This window comes from Thermogemmatispora carboxidivorans (genome assembly GCF_000702505.1).
Lineage (GTDB): Bacteria > Chloroflexota > Ktedonobacteria > Ktedonobacterales > Ktedonobacteraceae > Thermogemmatispora > Thermogemmatispora carboxidivorans.
In genome coordinates this window covers 2,531,126-2,549,708 of sequence record NZ_JNIM01000001.1, presented here as the reverse complement: position 1 = coordinate 2,549,708, position 18,583 = coordinate 2,531,126, and the positions used below count along the sequence as shown (strand labels likewise).

Annotated in this window: 17 protein-coding genes; 8 read left to right on the top strand and 9 right to left on the bottom strand. The window is 62.7% G+C overall.

Annotation, left to right across the window (positions count from 1 at the left end):
* Window positions 1–10 precede the first annotated feature (10 nt).
* The gene (locus N688_RS09875) at window positions 11–877 is read left to right on the top strand and encodes a hypothetical protein (protein ID WP_052889124.1); all 867 of its coding nucleotides are present in this window, start codon (window positions 11–13) and stop codon (window positions 875–877) included.
* A 48-nt stretch (window positions 878–925) separates the two neighbouring features.
* Here the strand turns inward: N688_RS09875 and N688_RS09870 are convergent, their stop codons facing one another.
* Complete coding sequence (locus N688_RS09870) at window positions 926–1,831, bottom strand: class I SAM-dependent methyltransferase (protein ID WP_052889123.1); 906 nt, start codon at window positions 1,829–1,831, stop codon at window positions 926–928.
* Window positions 1,832–2,295: 464 nt separating this feature from the next.
* Window positions 2,296–2,430, bottom strand: a complete 135-nt coding sequence (locus N688_RS23780) for a hypothetical protein (protein WP_272945035.1) — start codon at window positions 2,428–2,430, stop codon at window positions 2,296–2,298.
* Window positions 2,431–2,958: 528 nt separating this feature from the next.
* Here N688_RS23780 and N688_RS09860 point away from each other — a divergent pair.
* A complete protein-coding gene (locus N688_RS09860; RefSeq protein WP_081838698.1) occupies window positions 2,959–4,002 on the top strand; it encodes an FTR1 family iron permease in 1,044 nt (347 codons plus the stop codon).
* A 231-nt stretch (window positions 4,003–4,233) separates the two neighbouring features.
* Here the strand turns inward: N688_RS09860 and N688_RS09855 are convergent, their stop codons facing one another.
* From N688_RS09855 to cofE, 6 genes are all read right to left on the bottom strand, one after another.
* Window positions 4,234–4,635: a PPOX class F420-dependent oxidoreductase gene (locus tag N688_RS09855; protein WP_052889121.1), complete on the bottom strand. Its 402-nt coding sequence runs from the start codon at window positions 4,633–4,635 to the stop codon at window positions 4,234–4,236.
* A 50-nt stretch (window positions 4,636–4,685) separates the two neighbouring features.
* Window positions 4,686–5,705 carry a TIGR03557 family F420-dependent LLM class oxidoreductase gene (locus N688_RS09850; RefSeq protein WP_052889120.1) on the bottom strand — a complete coding sequence of 340 codons (1,020 nt, stop codon included), beginning with the start codon at window positions 5,703–5,705 and terminating at the stop codon, window positions 4,686–4,688.
* Window positions 5,675–6,397, bottom strand: a complete 723-nt coding sequence (cofC, locus tag N688_RS09845) for a 2-phospho-L-lactate guanylyltransferase (protein WP_052889119.1) — start codon at window positions 6,395–6,397, stop codon at window positions 5,675–5,677. Before cofC ends, N688_RS09850 begins: the two co-directional genes overlap by 31 nt.
* A 34-nt stretch (window positions 6,398–6,431) precedes the next feature.
* Window positions 6,432–7,364: a 2-phospho-L-lactate transferase gene (gene cofD, locus N688_RS09840; RefSeq protein ID WP_052889118.1), complete on the bottom strand. Its 933-nt coding sequence runs from the start codon at window positions 7,362–7,364 to the stop codon at window positions 6,432–6,434.
* Between the two features lie 109 nt (window positions 7,365–7,473).
* Window positions 7,474–8,139, bottom strand: coding sequence for a nitroreductase family protein (locus tag N688_RS09835; RefSeq protein ID WP_156025363.1), 666 nt, complete (start codon window positions 8,137–8,139; stop codon window positions 7,474–7,476).
* A 155-nt stretch (window positions 8,140–8,294) separates the two neighbouring features.
* Window positions 8,295–9,089 carry a coenzyme F420-0:L-glutamate ligase gene (gene cofE, locus N688_RS09830; protein WP_052889117.1) on the bottom strand — a complete coding sequence of 265 codons (795 nt, stop codon included), beginning with the start codon at window positions 9,087–9,089 and terminating at the stop codon, window positions 8,295–8,297.
* A gap of 293 nt (window positions 9,090–9,382) precedes the next feature.
* Here cofE and N688_RS09825 point away from each other — a divergent pair, with 293 nt between their 5' ends.
* The 4 genes from N688_RS09825 to N688_RS09810 all read left to right on the top strand — a co-directional run bounded on the left by N688_RS09825 (window position 9,383) and on the right by N688_RS09810 (window position 13,495).
* The gene (locus N688_RS09825) at window positions 9,383–9,775 is read left to right on the top strand and encodes a DoxX family protein (RefSeq protein WP_052889116.1); all 393 of its coding nucleotides are present in this window, start codon (window positions 9,383–9,385) and stop codon (window positions 9,773–9,775) included.
* A gap of 713 nt (window positions 9,776–10,488) precedes the next feature.
* Window positions 10,489–11,382 carry an ABC transporter permease gene (locus tag N688_RS09820; protein WP_162179528.1) on the top strand — a complete coding sequence of 298 codons (894 nt, stop codon included), beginning with the start codon at window positions 10,489–10,491 and terminating at the stop codon, window positions 11,380–11,382.
* Between the two features lie 249 nt (window positions 11,383–11,631).
* Window positions 11,632–12,516: an ABC transporter substrate-binding protein gene (locus N688_RS09815; protein ID WP_052889115.1), complete on the top strand. Its 885-nt coding sequence runs from the start codon at window positions 11,632–11,634 to the stop codon at window positions 12,514–12,516.
* A 283-nt stretch (window positions 12,517–12,799) separates the two neighbouring features.
* On the top strand, window positions 12,800–13,495 hold the full coding sequence (locus tag N688_RS09810; protein ID WP_156025361.1) for an HAD family hydrolase: 696 nt from the start codon (window positions 12,800–12,802) through the stop codon (window positions 13,493–13,495).
* 159 nt (window positions 13,496–13,654) lie between these two features.
* On the opposite strand, the gene N688_RS09805 is transcribed toward N688_RS09810, so the two are convergent.
* Window positions 13,655–15,169, bottom strand: coding sequence for a cation diffusion facilitator family transporter (locus N688_RS09805; protein ID WP_052889114.1), 1,515 nt, complete (start codon window positions 15,167–15,169; stop codon window positions 13,655–13,657).
* 975 nt (window positions 15,170–16,144) lie between these two features.
* Between N688_RS09805 and argC the strand changes: the two genes are divergently transcribed.
* Entirely contained in the window at window positions 16,145–17,233 is a 1,089-nt protein-coding gene (gene argC / locus N688_RS09800) for an N-acetyl-gamma-glutamyl-phosphate reductase (RefSeq protein ID WP_052889113.1), read from the top strand.
* 214 nt (window positions 17,234–17,447) lie between these two features.
* Entirely contained in the window at window positions 17,448–18,338 is an 891-nt protein-coding gene (gene argB, locus N688_RS09795) for an acetylglutamate kinase (protein ID WP_052889112.1), read from the top strand.
* The last annotated feature ends 245 nt before the right edge of the window (window positions 18,339–18,583 follow it).

Sequence of the window (18,583 nt, the reverse complement as noted above, 5' to 3'; positions counted from 1 at the left end):
GTTACCAGCCATGTCCTGGTTTGCCAAGGCCAGCGCTGACGATGATGATCAGGCTGACTCAACCTCTGAGAGCGTCCCTTCTCCTGCCTTCGGGAGCACTGCCGACCTCTCCGACCTTGACTTTGCAGAGCCTGTGGAGGCCGGCCAGTTGTTGGCTGATCCGCCGGTCTGGGAACTGACTGAGACAGAGCCGTCCGCCGCCCGGGGGACACGTTCGACGAGGCATCTCCCCGACCTGCTGCCCGACATCGAGGCACAGGAGCCGCGACCTCCCTCAGCGCCGGAGCGCCGCCGTCTTCGGCGCTGGCTGCCAATGGGAACGTTCTTGCTGGGTCTGCTCACTGGCTCCTTGGCCCTCTGGCTGGTGGCGCTGCTCTTCCTGAGCCCGGATCGTCCTCCCCTTTCCTCTCCATCCCCTTCCTCCAGCGGAAGCGATCTGGTGCTCCAGCTCTCTCCTGCCTATCTGGCGGCCCTCGTGACGCGCAATCTTCCCCGCGCTGGCCTGCCGGGCCAGGTGAGTAAGGTGCGCGTTACGCCCCGTGCTGGAGCTCTGATTGAGATCACGGGTGAGGAGAGGCTAACACTTGCCGGGATGGCGTTGACGCGCCCCTTCTTCCTGCAGGTTCAGCCAACCATCAAGACCTGCCATCTGCAGATGCGCGTGCTGCGTGCCGATCTGGGTGGGCTGCCAGTGACCGGGCTGGCGGCCCTGCTCGAAGAGCGCTTGAATCAGCAGCTGGCCCAGCAACCCGCTCCCACGGGTCTGCCTGCTGGTTTTCGCTACTGTGCCACGGCGACCTGGACCACGCCAAACGGCCTCTGGATCAGCTATAGTGCCCAGCCAACGGCCCTGCACCGCTCCCTCCCTTCTGGTTGAGAGGCCAGCCGGACCGGCCCGGTCCGTCCTGACGGTAGGTAGCTTGCTTTAGCGTTTCTGCCCATAGGCTACGGTGAAGGAATAGCAGGTCTGCAGATCGCGGCACTCACGCTGCATACTCTGGAGCAAGGCGACGAAGGCCTCAGAGGGTAGCTGGAAACGCTGGGCCACGCGCTCGCGGAGTGCCAGAAATGTCTCGTGGAAATCCCTGGCGATCAGGTGACCGATTGGGCCTCCCCACTCGCCTACCGGCAGGGCAACCGTGCGCTGCTGGATAGCATCCAGGCCCGCCTCTTCGAGGTAGCGCGCCAGGGTGCGAGCGACTCTTCCCTCCCCGTCCAGGCCGCGGGCCCGCAGATAGTGCCCGATGAGAGCGAAGACCTCTTGAGTTGCCGGGCCGGCGGGCGCGATCTGTGTGCCTCCTTCGACGAGCTCAAGCCAGCCTCCAGGGGCGGTGACACGCGCGAGGTCTTTGACCAGGACCGGCCAGCAGGTAATGGGTAGGGAGAGAGCCATGAGACGCTGGTGAACGAAGTCAAAACTGTTGCTGGCAAAGGGAAGACCATCCAGGAGATTGGCCCGCACAAAGCGGAAGTTGGGTGGTGGGGGGGGGGTTGGCCTGATCAGCTCCTGCTCCAGGTCGAGGCCAATGACAGTCGCCTGGGGGAATTCCTGACACAGTTCATAGGCCCAGCGGGCGGTCCCGCACCCAGTGTCGAGAATGTGACGCGGCCTCCCTATGGGGGCCACATAGTTAGCCCGCAGCACTGCCTGGAGAGCATAGTGCAGGAGATCAAGCCGGTCAATCTCGCGCCAACCTTTGGGCTGGGGCAGCCGGTAGGTCGAACCCCATTCGAAGGAACCGCTCATGAACTGCCCGGCCCCTGCAGTTGACTCGCCCTTCTGCTGCTCTGGTTCGCCCCCTCCTCCCTGCTTGAAGAACCACCAGGGCATGGCTCCTCCTTTCTCACGCGCATCTCGCCTTGCGTAACCATTCGTCTCATCTGATGTCTGTTGCTTGGACCAGATTGATGGTTCGCCATGACTAGGGCCTCCTTCTGACGAGACATCTTCTGCAACTGGTTCAGTGCGTTGGCCTGCTCACCTCTGGCCCGCCTCGGTGGTAAGAGACCGGCCCCAGCCAGCATATAGACTGCGCTCTGGGATCTGTAAAGTCGCAAAGCAGGCAGACCAACGAGAGCGGACCTGTCTTGCTCGTTTGCCTGCTCCATCTAGCACGAAGGCAAAACCCTCCTCATCCACAGCCCTCTCTTACGAGAAACAGATCGCTCGCCCAACGACTGGCCAGTCGAAGACACGAAACCCTGCGCGAGCGCAGTTGGATAGGTCCAAGACCGCTGCTGCGAGAACTACCAACGCTTCCCTCTTCTTTCTTTCTTTCTTTCTTGCCCTGGCACTCAGGGCTTGCGCCCGTAGGCGATAACGAAGTGATGGCAGACGTTCAGCTCGTTCCACTCCTGCATCGTAGCCTCAAGCAGCGCTAGATAATCTTCGCGCGGGAGTGCCAGGCGAGCAGTGACCGGTCCACACATGGCCAGAGCCACTTCGCGGAAATCGCAGGAGCGGTCACCCGTACCAGCTCCTTGATCTCCTCCGGCCAGGCTGCTAGAGGCAAGGCCGAGTGCAGCAGCCGCTGATGGACAAAGCCAAAACTGTGATCAGCAAGAAGAACCACCAGGGCATGCTTTCCTCCCTTGCTCGTTTCTGCTGCCAGGTCCTCCCTCCAGTGCCTCTGCGGGAGAGACGGCTCGGGACCGCAACACTTCTCAGTTTAGAAAAGAAGGGCTGGATATGTCAATTCGAATATATGGAGATAGTGGGTGGCCTTCAATTTTAACGGATTTTTAATGCACGCTTTGGCAATGGTGCGAAGGAGCGTCACGAAAGTCAACCTGCCCCTTGACAAAGTAGATTAGCCCATGCTAATATCCGAGTACAGCACTAAGATATTAGCCTGCCCTAATATTGTGGGGCAGGTGGGCAGTAAGCGGATAGCGGAATGACGAGACACGTCACCACCGGGTAGACAGAAGAAGGAAGAGACGAAAGGACTTGCTGGAGTGAGGTACCTACAAGCCTACTTTTCTGGGAGTCTTCTACAGCGCATCTTACGTGCAGTACTCCTGCTGGCAGGGCTAGTGGTGGTCACAGCGCTTGTCTGGCAGGGCGTCACGGCGCAGGGCAATCCCGACCCCACTGTGCCGCATCTCAGTCCGGGCGCAGCTATTTTGGATACTGGTCTACTGGTATTTCGGGAGGGACTTGAAACCATCCTCGTGCTGGCGGCGATCACGGCCAGCATGATGGGGAAGCATGACAAATATCGCCGCCCGATTGCGGTTGGGGCCGGGTTGGCGCTTCTGGCGAGCCTGATCACCTGGTTCGTGGTGGTTGGCATTCTCAGTCAGGTGAACGCTCCTGAGCTGCATATTCAGGCTGCCACTGGTCTGCTGGCGGTCATTGTTCTCCTCATTATCATGAACTGGTTCTTCCACCGTGTCTACTGGACCGGGTGGATCTCCTTCCATAATCGCCGACGGCGCAGCCTGCTGAGCCTGGGTGAAGACGAGGAAGCGCGGATTGTCTGGGGGATGGTTGTGCTGGGCTTCACCTCAGTCTATCGTGAAGGCTTCGAGGTTGTGCTCTTCCTGCAGAATCTGCGTATGCAGGTCGGTTCAGGCATCGTTCTCATTGGCGTCTTGATTGGTTTGGCCTTCACGGCCACGGTTGGTGCACTGACGTTCGTGGCTCACCATCGGCTACCCTACAAGAGGATGTTGGTTCTGACGGGCGTGATGCTGGGGGTGGTCTTGATCGTAATGGTGGGTGAGAGCGTTCAGGAAATGCAGCTTGCTGGCTGGATCAGTACTACCTCTCTTCCCTTGCCCATTCCTGACTGGATGGGTCTCTGGTTCGCGGTCTTCCCCAACGTTGAGGGGCTGGTGGCCCAGGCTCTGGCGGCGATCCTGGTCATCGGGTCTTACTTCCTGGCCGAGTATGTCCGCGTCTGGCGTCCGCGCCGGCTCGGTGAGCAACCCGCCATACGCCCCGAGGCTCCTCCGGCTGTCGAGGCGTCAGCCCCGGCTACCGAGGTCACCTCGTAAGCCGCAAGGGGTCGTTGATGACCGAAGTCTGAAAGGTCACACATCACAGCCTCCCTACCATGCCACGGGGGAGGCCAGAGGGTGGGAACACGTTCCGTTCCATTGCTCTGGCTTCCCCCGTTTGTTTCCTGGGTCTCCGCTCCGTTCTGCCCCGCCGGGCAGCCATCCCTTTCCCTCTCCCTTCCAGCCACTGCCGCGGCCTCATTGGAGACTTGCCCCTGAGCAGGGTGCTCAGAAGTGTTCGAGGACCTGCTCGCAAGAGAGCCGCACGGTCACACGTTGCTCCCTGCTGAAGCGCTCCATCTGCTGGCGCGCTTTTTCCTCGCCATCGTAGTAGCGTGCCAGGCGATAGATATCGGCCTGAGCTACCGTCGGGTCCTCGATGAAGCGCACCCGACCGCTGATGGTGATGTAGCGATAGCCATCTTCGACGCACAGGGAGACCCGCGGATCACGGCGCATGTTCCATTCCTTGACTCGTCCCACTTTCGTGTTCATGAGGATCTCATCCCCGTCGAGGAGAAACCACATGGTGGTCAAGTGAGGAGAGCCGTCGGCGTTTACTGTACCAAGGACGCCGAAGCGCGGCTGCTCTTGCAGAAAGGTGCGTGCGCGCTCTGAGAGCGCTGCCATTCGTTGTCTTCCTCCTTCACTGGATGGTATTGGCAGGTGCTCCCACCTGCTCAGGAGGTGGGAGCGTGAGACGAAGGGATCGCCGGCTGATGCAAGGCGGGGATCACCGCCTCGCCGTAAGCCCGGATAAAGCTGCTCTGGTCCCGCCCCACATTATGGACATGGACCTCGTCGAAACCGAGATCAAAGAAGCTCTGGATGTGGCGTCGGTGCTCGTCTAGATCGGCTGAGATCAAGACGCGGCCCTGGAAGTCCTCGGGGCGCACCAGTTGGGCGAAGGCCTCGAAGTCCTCCGGCGAGCGAATATCTTGCTTGGGGGCCTTGATGCCGCCGTTGGGCCACTCCTTGAGGGCGTTGTTGGCAGCCTCTTCGTCGGTGGGGGCCCAGGAGACATGCAGCTGGAGCAGGCGCGGCATCGTGCTCGGGTCCTTCCCGGCCTCGCGCGCCCCCTTCTCGAAGCGCTCGAGCAGCATCTTGAGTTTCTCGGGCGGGGCTGCCGGCGTAATCAGCCCATCGCCCAGCCGTCCGGCGGTCTCCGCCGCCTTGGGGCCGGAGGCCGCTATCAGAATCGGGGGCGGTGTCTCCGGGCGCGTGTAGAGGCGGGCGCTCTCCATGCGCAGGTGCTTACCGCTATAGCGGACCTTCTTGCCGCTGAAGAGCAGTTTGATGATCTCGATCGACTCGATCATGCGCTCCAGGCGAATCGGCGCCTCGGGCCACTCACCGCCGACGACGTGTTCGTTGAGCGCTTCACCGGTGCCAATCCCCAGCCAGAAGCGCCCTGGGTACATGGCCGCCAGGGTGGCTGCGGCCTGGGCTATGATGGCCGGATGGTAGCGGTAGGAGGCGCAGGTGACGCCCGGGCCAAAGGTGAGCTTCTGGGTGGCCAACCCGAGGGCGCCCATCCAGGACCAGACAAAGGGACTCTGCCCCTGGGTTGGCGTCCAGGGATGAAAGTGGTCAGCGGCCATGACGCCGCCAAAACCAGCTTCCTCGGCCTCCCGGCACCAGCGCAGGAGGTCACTGGGATGAAACTGCTCTAAGGCTGCGGAATATCCAACGACTGGCATGGTGTTCTCTCCCTGAGACAGTGCAAGGAGGACCGTGCGCTCAGCCAGCGCTCAGCCAGACCTGAACGCTGCAGGTCCTCCGGCGTATCGATGTCGAGAGCCAGCCCCGGACTCTCATAGCAACGGTAAGCGAGGCGGCGACGCTGAGCTGCCTCACAGTAGCGCTGCAGGCTCTGCTCTCCGAACAGATAGGGCACCAGCAGGGGAGGACGCAGGAGCAGGGCATTGGTGCCCTGGCCGTCGTGGGCCGGCACCAACACCACAGGATAGCGCTGGGCTTGCGCCAGCAGGGCTGCGACCTCCTCAGTCTTGAGCCAGGGCAGGTCGGCGGAGATAGTGAGCAGGGCGGCCACTCCCTCAGCTTGTAGACGCCGGGCCGCGGCCTCCAGGGCGGCATTGTGGCCCGGTTGCGCTTCGGGCCACCCTTCTGCTCCCCAACTGACCGCACAGGCGCGCACGCGCTCGTCGGCGCTCACCACCACGATTCTGGAGAGCCGGCCAGTGGCCTGCAGGGTCGTTACCACGTGATGGAGCATGGTCAGCACGAGCTGGGCGCGCTCCGCTGGCGTCAAATAGCCCGCCAGCCGGCCCTTGGCTGCCGCTAAGGCTTTCACCGGGATCAGGGCGCTGCAGCTGGACAGCAAGGCCCCCGTCTGCTCGCTCTCTTGCTCGTGCTCTGGATGAGCCGTCACAGTAGTCGCCCCTCCCGAACTGCAGATTCTCCGACTAGACCGCGCGTGCACAGCTCTGCAGCACCTCGCGCGCCAGGCGGGCTTTGGCCTCCTGATCACGCATAATGGTATCAGTGACCAGCACATGCGGGCCCAGGGCCTCAATGGCCGGGGCCAGGGCCGCGTCCTGCTGGTCAATGACCATGACATCCAGAAAGTCGGCGTAGCAGCGGGCCACGCCCAGGGCAGAGACCTCGTAGCCGAGACCGCGCATCAGCTTATCTGCTGGCCCCTTGAGCGGGGCGCCGCCCACAATGGGGCTGACGGCGGCCACCGTAGCAGCGGTCGTCTGCAATGCTTCGCGCACGCCAGGCAGGGCCAGGATGCTGCCGATGCTGACGATGGGATTGCTTGGAGCAAGCAGCACAGCCTCGGCCTGATGCAGAGCCTCAAGGACACCAGGGGCCGGTCTGGCCTGCTCAACGCCCACAAAGACGACGCCCTGCACCTCATCCTGACAGCGGCGCTTCACCATATATTCTTGGAAGTGCAACAGGCCGACGGGGGTCTGGATATGCGTCGCCACCGGATCATCGCTCATGGGCAGAATACGCAGCGTCAGCCCAAAGAGGCGACGTAGTTCATCGGTCACCTCACTGGGCCTCTGTCCCTGGCGCAGGCGCTGGCTACGATGGATATGCGTCGCCAGATCACGATCCCCCAGGAGAAACCAGTCCTCGTGGCCATAGCGGGTGAGCTGCTGCATGACGTGATAGGTGTCGTCTCGGATGCCCCAGCCGTGGCGCTCGTCAACGATGCCGGCCAACGTATAGATCACGATGTCGATGTCGGGCGAGACGTGCAGGCCATAAAACTCGCGATCGTCGCCCGTGTTGACGATAGCGGTAACCTCTGCAGGCGAGACTACCTGGACGACTCCCTGGAGAAAACGTGCTCCCCCTACGCCACCGGCGAGCACAACGATCATGGCTCTCTTGCTGCTCCCTTCTCTTTTCTTGCTCTGGCTGGTCCGACAGAGCACTGTAGCACGGGTTGTCTGCTTCTCTCCACGCTCCTCGCTTTGCTCACTGTCCTGGCTACCCGGCCTCGCTCTGACTATCGAGACGAATAACGAGGGCTTCCAGGGGCAGACGTGGCCGCCGTTTGGGGTCAGCCGCGGCGTAGCCCAGCGTAATCAGAGCCTGGGGCTGCAGGCGCTGATCCAGATCGAGAGCCTCGCAGACCACCGCGGGGCAGAAGAGAGGGGCGCACATCCAGCCCGTATCAAGGCCCAGCTCGTAGGCCATCAAGAGCATATTTTGTATGGCCGCTCCCAGGCTCTGAATCGCCATAATGCGCTCGTTCTCTTGACGCTCAGCATCGGGATAGCGATCCAGATCCTCCAGGTACAGGCAGGGAAGGATCAGGACCGGGGCCTGCCGGATGCGCTGGCGCGATTTCTCCAGACGCACAGCAATGATCTCCTCTGGCTGCTGGTCTAGCCGCAGCTGAGCCTCCCAGGCCGCACTCATCCGCTCAATCAGCCGCTCCTTGCGCTCCCGCTCGCTGAAGACGACAAAGCGCCAGGGTTGCCGACCATGCGGTGAGGGCGCCCAGCGAGCAGCCTCTAAGACCTGCTCTAGCAGAGGCTCGGGAATCGGGCGCTCCTGGAGCGCGCGCACACTGCGTCGGCTGCGCAGCAGCGTCAGCAGGTCACCGGTTCGTTGGGAGATCGTCACAGCTCGTTCGCAGGCAGTTGTCACGGCTCGTTTGCTCTACCTTCTCTGGGTGTCATCAGGCCGACCCGACAGCAGGGCCCCGTCCATCTCAGACAGCTCGATCGCCATCAAGAGCAGGGGACAAGTCATGCCTGGCAGATCTGGCAGTGGTCTCCCTCGCGGCCAGGTTCGGCAGATGGCTAACGAAACAGATCGCTGACGGCATCGCGCAGTAATGGCCTGACCCCGTCTTCCGCGGGGAGAAAGGCATAGCCACGGATCAACGCGACGGGCACGCCAGCACTCTTCTCCATCACCAGCTCGGCAGCCGCCGCCAGCTCATCGGCTACAGCAATGGCACTGACGCGCAGCTCGCGCCCATAGGCATCAGGCTCGCCACGATAGTCCCTGATGGGGGCCAGCCCGGCCACGCCAATCGCCATATTGACCTGGCCATTGCGCCAGGGCCGCCCCCAGGTGTCGGAGATGATGACCGCCAGCTCCTCTAGCGGCTCGCATTCCGGCGACCAGCGAGGGGCCGTGGAAGACGCCAGTGAGAGCAAGCGCTCCCGCAGCAGGCGCGCCGAATGGTCGGGATCGCGCGGCAAGAGGCTCACCTGATGCTGATCAGCAAGATTGGATTCATCCACCCCGGCATTGGCGCAGACGAAGCCATGATGAGTCTCACAGATCAGGACGCCGCGGTCCATGCGCACCAGCCGGCGCGTCTCCTGCAGAATCACCTCGACATGGCGGGGGTCCTTGCCAGTCTCGCGCGCAATCGTCAAGGCGAAAGGCGAAGGCACGACCTTCTCCAGGTCAACCAGTCGCCCCTCGGCCTTCGAGACAATCTTTTGGGTGACCACCAGAATGTCGCCGTTGGCCAGAGCCACCCCCTGGGCCTGCAACGCCGCAGAGATGATAACCCCCAGGTCACTCCCTGGGGTAATTTCGCCAATACCTGTGATGGGGATGATCCGTAGTTCCGCGCCCATACATCCTCCTGGGTGAGTATTATATTTCGCAACTCGCTCTCCCTGCAAATACGCCGCTGTCGGCTGCCGGGCGCTGGCAGCGCTGTGAGTCAACGGACTAGAATGAAAGAGGAGAGAGGAGCCAGTGGGACACTGGCTCGCTCATCTCTTGCGTGCGCCAGTGAGCGGAGGAAAGGGAGACCGGCAGGGAAGATCAGCAGCCTGTCTCAGTTCCTCGCTGGCGCCCCCTGCTCCTTCCTGGGTACACCCACCGCGCACGCTACCGCTAGAGAGAGGAGACGAATATCGCACCCATGATCCGAGCACTGGCACGTTTGCTGTTGGCCGTGATCTTCATCAAGGGGGGAACAGAGGCCTTTCTCAATCCGGGAGGGCGCCCGGCGCGGGTCGCGCGCTTTGGCATTCCTCAGCCAGAGCGCGCCGTCGTGCTCAACGGCGCCACAATGGTGGTTGCTGGCAGTGCCCTTGCCCTGGGCTGGTTGCCACGTCTGGCCGCCGCCGTCCTGCTCGCCTCGTTGGTCCCCACAACCATCGTCGGCCACCCGTTCTGGCAGGAGCACGATCCCCAGACCCGTCAGGCTCAGCAGACGCAGTTTTTCAAGAACCTGGGGCTGATGGGGGGCCTGCTGCTCGTGCTGCTCGAAGAAAGCGGGACGAGGACGGGGCAGACCCGCGCCCAAAGCTAGGCACAGCAGCGGCGCGCCGCGCCGCACCGGCGGCCCGTCTGGTCGTAGCCAGGAAGAGAGCAGCCCTTCAGGCGGGTCGCGCTGCTTGCTTCCTGGCCTCACACACGCGCCCTCTTGCACTGCTTCTGCGCTCTGTGTCATAATATCGACAGAGACGAAAACAAGACCTTCGGGGCAGGGTGCAATTCCCGACCGGCGGTATGGCGGCCACACGTCAGCATGACAGCAGCGCAACCCGCTACCTACCATGCCACGGCCATGTGTGAGCTGCCGAGCCCGCGACTCGTTGCGTGCCGTTGAGGGTGACCGGGCTGTCACGATCGACTGACAGGCCGGCGTTCGCCCAGACGCTCTGGACAGCCTTGAGGGGTCACTCCAACCAGTCCAGTGAACGGCACCCAGCGATGGATTCGGTGAGAGGCCGAAGCCGACGGTAACAGTCCGGATGGGAGAAGGCTTGGTATCTCGCGAAACGGACGAGTGATCCTCCGCTTGCTACCAGCAGTCGGCGCCTGGAGCAGCGCAGCCAATCGGTCACGCTCTCCGTCAGCGCTTTCCTGCATCTCCCTCACATGCCCCCCGGGTCGGTTGAACTGACGGCCTGGCTCTTGCCTCCCTGGCCTGGACATGACGGAGCAACCCCGTGCCTGTCGCCGCCGCCAGACGGGAGCAGCAGCAGCGAGCGCTGTCACGAGAACAGATCACCGAGGGCCATGATGGGTATCGACACTTCCACCTCCGCCAGAAAGCATCTCTCGCTCGACCTGCCGCGCCGGGACCGCCAGAAGGAGGCAGGCGAGCAGATAGGTCCCGCGATCACACAAGCCACCAGGGTCAACGGAACTCACCGTCGGCGGACGACTGTCTTGACCGTGCTGCCTCCTCTGTCGGTGGCTGTCGTGCTGCTGAGCCTGTGGTATCTCGGCAGCGCCTACTGGCACGTCAATCCACTCTTCTTACCGTCGCCTGCCGACGTCTGGCAGCGCCTGCTGGACGGCTTGAGCTCGGGGCTTTTCGAGATCAATGCCCTGGCTACTGTTGAGGAAAGCCTCCTTGGTTTCCTGCTGGCGGTTGTTATCGGGCTGCCGCTGGGCTATGGCCTGGCCAAGTCGCGCCTGATCGCCGCCACCGTTCAGCCCTACCTGGCTGCCGGTCAGGCCATCCCGGCTATTGTCATTGCACCTTTCCTCGTGCTCTGGCTGGGCTATACCTTGCTTCCGACAGTCATTCTGTGTATGCTGGTAGTGCTCTTTCCTATGGTGATCACGACAGCACTGGGTGTGCGCACCATCGATCGCTCCATCGTGGACGCGGCGCGCGTCGACGGGGCCGCCGGCTGGTCAATGCTGACCGCCATCGAGTTTCCCCTGGCGCTGCCGGCCATCCTGGCAGCGGTGCGCACCGGGCTGACGCTCTCGATCACCGGCGCCCTGGTGGGCGAGTTCGTTGCCGGCGGCAATCAAGGGCTAGGGGGCCTGATCTTGCAAGGACAGCATCAGTACGATACACCGTTTATGTTCGCAACACTGGCGTTGCTTGCCGCGCTGGCGGCAGTCTACTACGGTCTTGCCTGGCTGCTGAGCAAACTGGCTGAAGCTGTCTATTGAGGGTCCCGCTTCGGCTTCCCTACCACACTGCTCAGCGCCGCTGGCCAGCCAGCGTGCCGCTCCTATACCCTATCGCTCACTCACGACAAGCAAGCTTTGTTGTGTTGTCTGTATGGGGGAATTGTGCGCCTTATGCGGAAAGTCACGCATCTTGTGTTTGTTAGTTGTCTCCTTGTATTTTCCCTCTTGCTCGGCGCCTGCGGCCAGTCGGCAGGGCAAGGCTCGCCCGCATCCAATGGGGGAAAGACGGTGACGGATGTCACCATCGGTCTGGGCTACATTCCGGACATCCAGTTCGCGCCCTTTTATGTTGCCCAAGCCAAGGGCTACTATAGCCAGGCTGGACTGAACGTGACCTTCAATCATGGGATCGTTACCGACCTGGTCGGTTCGATGGTGGCGGGACGCAATACCTTTGTCTTCGCCAGCGGCGATGAGGAGCTGACGGCCCGGAGCAAGGGGGTGCAGGCCGTCAACGTGGCCACCATTTTTCAGCGCTATCCGGTCTGCCTGATCGTGCCGGCGGATTCGCCGATTCGCACGCTGGCCGACCTGAAGGGGCACAGCGTTGGGGTACCTGGTCCCTACGGGGCGACCTACGTTGGGCTGCTGGGGCTGCTCTACCACGAACATCTGAGCGTCAACGACATTCGCCTGCAATCCATCGGCTTCACCCAGGTCGCCGCCCTGCTCGGCCACAAGGTCGATGCCGTGATGGGCTATTCGAACAATGAGCCACTGCAGCTACGCCGTCAGGGCTTCCCGGTGCGCACCTTTGAGGTCTCGGACTACCAGCCGCTGATCTCCAATGGCATTGTGACACTGCAGACCACCTTGCGTCAGCAGCCGCAGATGGTGCGGGCCTTTGTGCAGGCGACCCTGCGGGGACTACGCGAGGTCATTGCCAATCCCGAGGAGGCCCTGCAGCTCAGCAAGAGCTATGTGCCTGGCCTGGATCTGGTTAAGGCCAGGGAAGTCCTGCAGGCGACGATTCCCGTCTGGCGGGGCAACGGCCATCTCGGCTACAACGATCCCGCCACCTGGCAGGCGACGGCCACCTTTATGACCGCCCTGAAGCTGATTCCTGCCGTGCCCGATGTCAGTGCTGCCTACACGAACCAGTTCGTAGCCTAGGCGAGCCGGGTCGCACCCAGGCCGTGGTGAGCGAGACCTCAGAGCCAGAGGCTCTGGGGCCTCGCTCTGGGCCAGGACCTGACGCTGACGGGCAGACCGCCCGCTTGATGTGGTATGCTTAAGGCAGAGCTACCAGCCTTTTCCGACCAGCGCTGCTCAACTCAGATGGGCGGCAGGTCGGCCTATTTTGCCAGTGATCGGGCCTGTTGCCCCGCACGGACGAAGCGTCGGCTGGCTCTGCTCAGAGCCGCGTCCGAGCGGGGGCACTGCCCCCAAGGAGGACATGATTACCGCCCTGATTTTCGACTTCGACGGTCTCATTCTCGAAACAGAGGTGCCGGAGTTTTTGGCCTGGCAGGAGCTGTACGAGCGCTATGGCCAGCGCTTCGAGCTGGAGGCCTGGCTCCCCTACATCGGCATTGGCCCCACCTCTAGCCCCTTCGATCCCTTACGCGAGCTAGAGCGTCGGCTGGGCCGCTCTTTCTCGCTAGAGGAACGCGAGTCACTGCGGTTGGCACGGCGGGAGCGTTGTCGCCAGCTCTTAGAGGGACAGGCGGTCGCAGAGGGAGTGCTAGACTACCTGGAGGCAGCCCAGCGGCTCGGTCTGCGTCTGGGCGTTGCTTCCTCCTCATCGCGGCGCTGGGTTGTCGGCCATTTAGAACGCCTTGGTCTGCGGTCGCGTTTCCAGTGTATCTGCTGCGGCGACGATGTCCAGGTAACCAAGCCAGACCCGGCAGTCTATCTGGCAGTCTTGAGCTGCCTGGGCGTCAGAGCCGAGGAGGCCATCGCTTTGGAAGATTCGCCCAATGGCGTACGGGCGGCACGGCGAGCGGGCATCTTCTGCGTAGCCGTCCCCAGCGTGCTCACACGCCAGGCGGCCTTTTCCGAAGACGCCACGCCCGATCTGCAATTGGAGACCTTGAGCGCCCTCTCTCTGGAGGAACTCCTCCAGCGGGTCATCGCCTTACGAGCCAGCTAGCAGCGCCGATCTCTGCTTCTCGCCTGCGTGAGCAGGATCTGCCGCAGACGGTGGCCGGTCAGCGTTTCGCTCCCCGCTCGCAGTCAGACGGAGCGCGTCGCGCCAGCGCGGCTGGTTGGCTGGCCAGGCCAGGCCAGGAAGGAGGCGCGAAGCCGGCGATCACTCCGGAGGCTCCGTATGGATGGCGACCGAGCCGAGGCGGGGATACTCTTGACGCAGGGCGCGCTGCACCTCCTCGGCTTTGAGATGGGCCTGGCTCAGGGGTATCTCGGGAGCACAGGTAATATGGAGAACAAGATCTAGCTCCTCCTCGCGCCCGTTCGCGCTTGCCAACCGTTCTCCTTCTCGCCGCTTCCCCGCCTTGCGCGGCCCTGCCCCAGCGACCCGCTCCTCGGCTCGGCAGGAGCGATAGAGATGGATGTCATGGGCACTCCCCAGGCCAGCCACGGCATCGGCCAGCTGGCGAATGTGCTGGACCATTTCAGGGTAATCGCTCGTGACGTCCTGGCGGCGCTCGATCGTCGCCGTTGGTGCCTCCAGGTGAGTGGTGACTCGCTGCAGCTGGGCGTTGCCGCGCAAGACTGCCTCTTCCAGGCGTGTGGCCGCCGCATGCGCGCTGGCGAGATCCATATCGGCTTCCACTTCGATATCAAAGTCAGCTTCCAGCTTGCCCCCTACCTCGCGCACGCGAATATCGTGGGCCCGAATCCCTTGCTGTTGAGCCAGATAGTGAATCTGCTCGCGCACCGTCTCCTCGGCGGTCGCTACCGGCTCCAGATGAACGACGACGTCGGCCTCCGCCTGGGGTGCATGAGCATGCACCCCCGTGATAGCGGCCTGCTCGACGCGCTCGCTCAGGGCATGCGTCTCCTCAAAAGTGAAAGAGCGCGGTGCCGCCACCACGACATCGGCGAAAATCTTGTTGCCGGCGCGACGCACACGCACCCGGCGCAGCTCGCTTACTCCCTCCACCTGCCGGATGGCCACCTCCAGCCGCTGCAGGAGCTCTTCAGGAGCACGATCGAGCAGGGCATCGACCGTTTCGTGTGCCAGACGCAGGGCTACGTAGATCACGATCAGGGAGACACCAAGTGCAGCAACGGCGTCTGCTTGTCTGAACCAGGATGGCAGGTGCCAGACCTCCGCCAGGCGCAGGACCAGCAGACCCCCAATGACAATGGCGGAGCTCCAGATATCGGTGCTGAAGTGGAGGGCATCGGCCTCCAGGGCCTGGCTACCCAGACGACGGGCGACGCGCAGCAAGGCCCGCGAGCGAGTGACGTCGACAGCAATCGAGATGGCCATTACCACCAGCGCCAGGATGCTTGCCTCAACATGCCCTTCACCCAGGATGAGACGGCGCAGGGCTTCGTAGATAATCCAGAGCGCAGTGATCAGCAGCAGGATGGCCTCGAAGAGCGCTGAGAGGTTCTCGATCTTGGCATGGCCATAGTTATGGGTGGCATCGGCGGGCCGGTCAGCGACCCGCACGGCCAGAAAGGTCATCAGGGCCGCTGCCAGGTCCAGACCGGAGTGGGCCGCCTCAGCCAGGATACCCAGACTGCCGCTGAGCAAACCAGCCACGAGCTTCAAGGCGGTCAGCCCAACCGCCGCCCCCACCGAGGAGAGCGCGACAAGCATCTTCTCCCGATGCGCCTCTCGTGCTGCTAACATGTGTTTTATTCCTCATCCTCATCTGTTGGTGCTCAAGATGGACCTGGGTGGGCCAACTGCGACACGGCGGCTGACGCCGCTGCCACCTGGTGGCACACCCCCAGTAATATACCCGATTGTCGGCTCAGTAGGAAAGGGCAGGAAAGAAAGGAAAACCACAGCTCGTTCATCCAGTGGTTGACAACGCCAGCCACTGCTGTTATCCTTAAGAACAATAACAAGTGCATACAAGTCTGTCCCGCGTTGAGCGAAACTAGTATGAGTCCGACGGCCAACAGCGAGCCGAAGAGCGGTGAGAGTTCGGCAGGGATGCGTCGGCTCAGAACCCGTTCGTGAGCGGCTGGCCGAAGAAAGCCCAGGTGACAGCCATCCTCTTTCTCTCCAGAAAGAGTAGCCTGCTCAACTGTGGGCAAGTAGGCCAGGTGGGTGGTTCCCACGCAGCAGGATAACCGGCAAGAGTGGTCACAGCACAGTTCATCACGATGAGGTGAGGAATCTCTGGTGCTGGCATGAGCAGAACTGCAGCAGTGGTACGTTCGTCGCGTTGCTGACTGATGGAGGGCCCGGGAGGAGGCGAACTGACCACAATGGATCAGGCGGCAACGGCAGGCCGGACCGTGGTACGGTCCAGGCCCTCGTGAATGAAGAGAGCAAGGCAGCAGGAAAGGCGACAGCCGAGAAAGGTGCTGCTGGCGCCTGAGAAGAGTGGAGCTGCAGGTCGCTGCGCTGCCAGACCGAGGCTGCGCTGCAGGTGGTGACAAGCAGGGTGGTACCGCGGGAGCGTTTCTGTCGGCTCTCGTCCCTTCGATGCATGTTGGTCAGGGACGAGGGCGTTTTTATTTGGTCTCTCTCTGACCGGCTGGCTTCTTGGAGGCCGGCGGGTAGGTGGCTCGGCCACCGTCAGGCCAGTCAGCCAGCGCGTGTGTGTGCAGCCCTCGTTCCTCGCACAGCCCAGGAGTTCAGGAGCGCGTTTCAATGGTGAGTGTTTCGATTCTCAATGTTACCAGCTATACCGGTCTGGAGCTGCTGAGGCTGCTGGCCAATCACCCTCACTTTCGCGTCACGTCGGTGACAGGACGCAGCGCTGCTGGCCAGCGCCTGGGTCAGGTCTTTCCCCAGCTGTATGCCTTGGCCGGGGGCGCCTGCCAGGAGGAGGCCCGCCACCTGGCCAAGCTGGAGATTACGGAGGAGCCAGAGAGCGCGGAGCTGGCCTTTGTCTGTCTCCCTCACGCCGCTGCCGCTGAGGCCGTGCAAGCCCTGCTGCAGCGCGGTACGCGGGTGGTCGACCTCTCCGCCGATTTCCGCCTGCGCAATCCTTCCCTCTATCAGGAGTGGTATAAGCATACGCATCCGGCTCCCGCCTTGTTGGAGCAGGCTGTCTATGGGTTATGTGAGCGCTATCGCGAGCGTATTCGTACAACAGAGCTGGTGGCTAATCCCGGCTGCTACGCGACGGCGATCATTCTGGCCCTGCTGCCAGCTTTGTCGGCGGGTCTCGTCAGCCGGGACGTCATCGTCGATGCCAAGTCGGGAGTGAGCGGAGCCGGGCGTGGCCTACGCCTGGATACCCACTATGCCGAGGCCAATGAGGATCTGAGCGCCTATAGCCTCGGGGGACACCGTCACTGGCCCGAGATTGTGCAAGAGCTAGACACTGCGGCCCGCGCCGCCGGCCAGTCCTATGAGCCGGGCCTGCGCCTGACCTTCGTTCCCCACCTGACGCCTATGACGCGAGGCATTCTGGCCACGTGCTACGCCGAGCTGCGGCCTGATGATTCTGGCCGCCTGCCGACTGCTTCCCAGGTTCAGGCGCTCTACCGTGACTATTATGCGGGCGAGCCATTTGTGCATGTGATCGATCAGCCGCCACATACCAAGTGGACCTATGGCAGCAACCACTGCCTGCTGTACGTCACCGTGGATGAGCGCAGCGGGCGGCTGCTGGTGCTGTCCTGTTTGGATAATCTGGTCAAGGGAGCTTCCGGGCAGGCGTTGCAGAACGCCAACTGTATGTTTGGCATCGACGAGCGCTGTGGCCTGCAGGGAGGAGCAATCTATCCTTGACGCTCTTCCGTAGGGGGGAAAGCTCTCCCTCCCGGACTCCGGCCCGGTGCCGTCCCAGGCTGCCCAACCCAAGGCCCGCGCGTGGCCGGGTGGCCGCGGGGAGAGTGGAGGAGCGCCCCACCAGCGATGCAAGGACAGGCAAGGCAACGTTGCTGCGCTGCCGGAGCCGGCTGAAGCGTGTTTGACGACGGTCTGACGAGGAGTTAGCAGAGAGATGGCTATTGCGTTTTCAAGAACACCTGACGGGGATATCATTAGCGATCATCATCTTATCGCCGAGGTTTTACGCGAGGCGCTTCCATATATCGATTACCTCAAGGGGAAAATTCTTGTGATAAAATTGGGGGGGAGCACGCTGGAGCACCAGCAGGTGGTCTTGCAGGATATTATTTGGCTCAGCGCCCTCGGCGCCAGGCCGGTTCTGGTGCACGGAGGCGGCCCCTATATTAATGAGTGGCTCAAGCGCTTGCAGATCCCTACACGCTTTGAAAATGGCCTGCGGGTGACCGATGCTCAGACGCTGGAGGTCGTGCGGATGGTCCTGCTGGGGCAGGTCAATCAGGGGTTGGTCCTCATGGCTTCGCAGATGGGCGGCAAGGCTATCGGCCTGTGCGGGACCGATGCCGGCCTGGTGCGTGCGCGGGTTGCGGACAAGCGTCTGGGCTTTGTCGGCGAGGTGGAGGAGGTCGATCCCACACTGGTCCAGGTGCTGGTCGAGCAGGGGTACATTCCGATTATTGCCCCCCTTGGCCAGGGGCCTGACGGCACCTGTCTGAATATCAATGCTGATGTGGTTGCTGCCCACCTGGCGGGCGCCCTCAACGCCGAGAAGCTGATTTTCTTGAGCAATGTGGTAGGGATTTGTCGCCCCGACGGCAGCCTCATTTCGGAGCTGACGGAGGAGGAGGCGCTGCGCTTGATCGATGAGGGCGTGATCCAGGGCGGCATGATCCCCAAGGTCGCAGCCTGCCTGGATGCCCTGCGCTCTGTGCCTCGCGTGCATATCGTCGATGGGCGCGAACCCCATGTGCTGCTGCGCGAGCTGTTCACAGACCAAGGGGCAGGCACCATGATTGTGCGCGGAACACGCCAGCCATCGGCCTAGGCCAATGGTCCCCTGCCTGCTCTGGCTGATCGGAGCAGACGGAGCCTTGGGTGGATGCGCTGGACGAGCAGCAGCGGTAGGAGAGACTGCGAGCGCATCCACCTGCCCAGAGGGAGACCCAGGCTGCCGGTCTTGGGAGGATGAACAGCGATGGCGCCCTCGCGCTCCCTGGCGCGGGGTACCCCGGGCCGGGCCTGGAGCGGTCCGCCGGTCAGCAGGCATGGTTTGGCGTTACGGTGGACCAG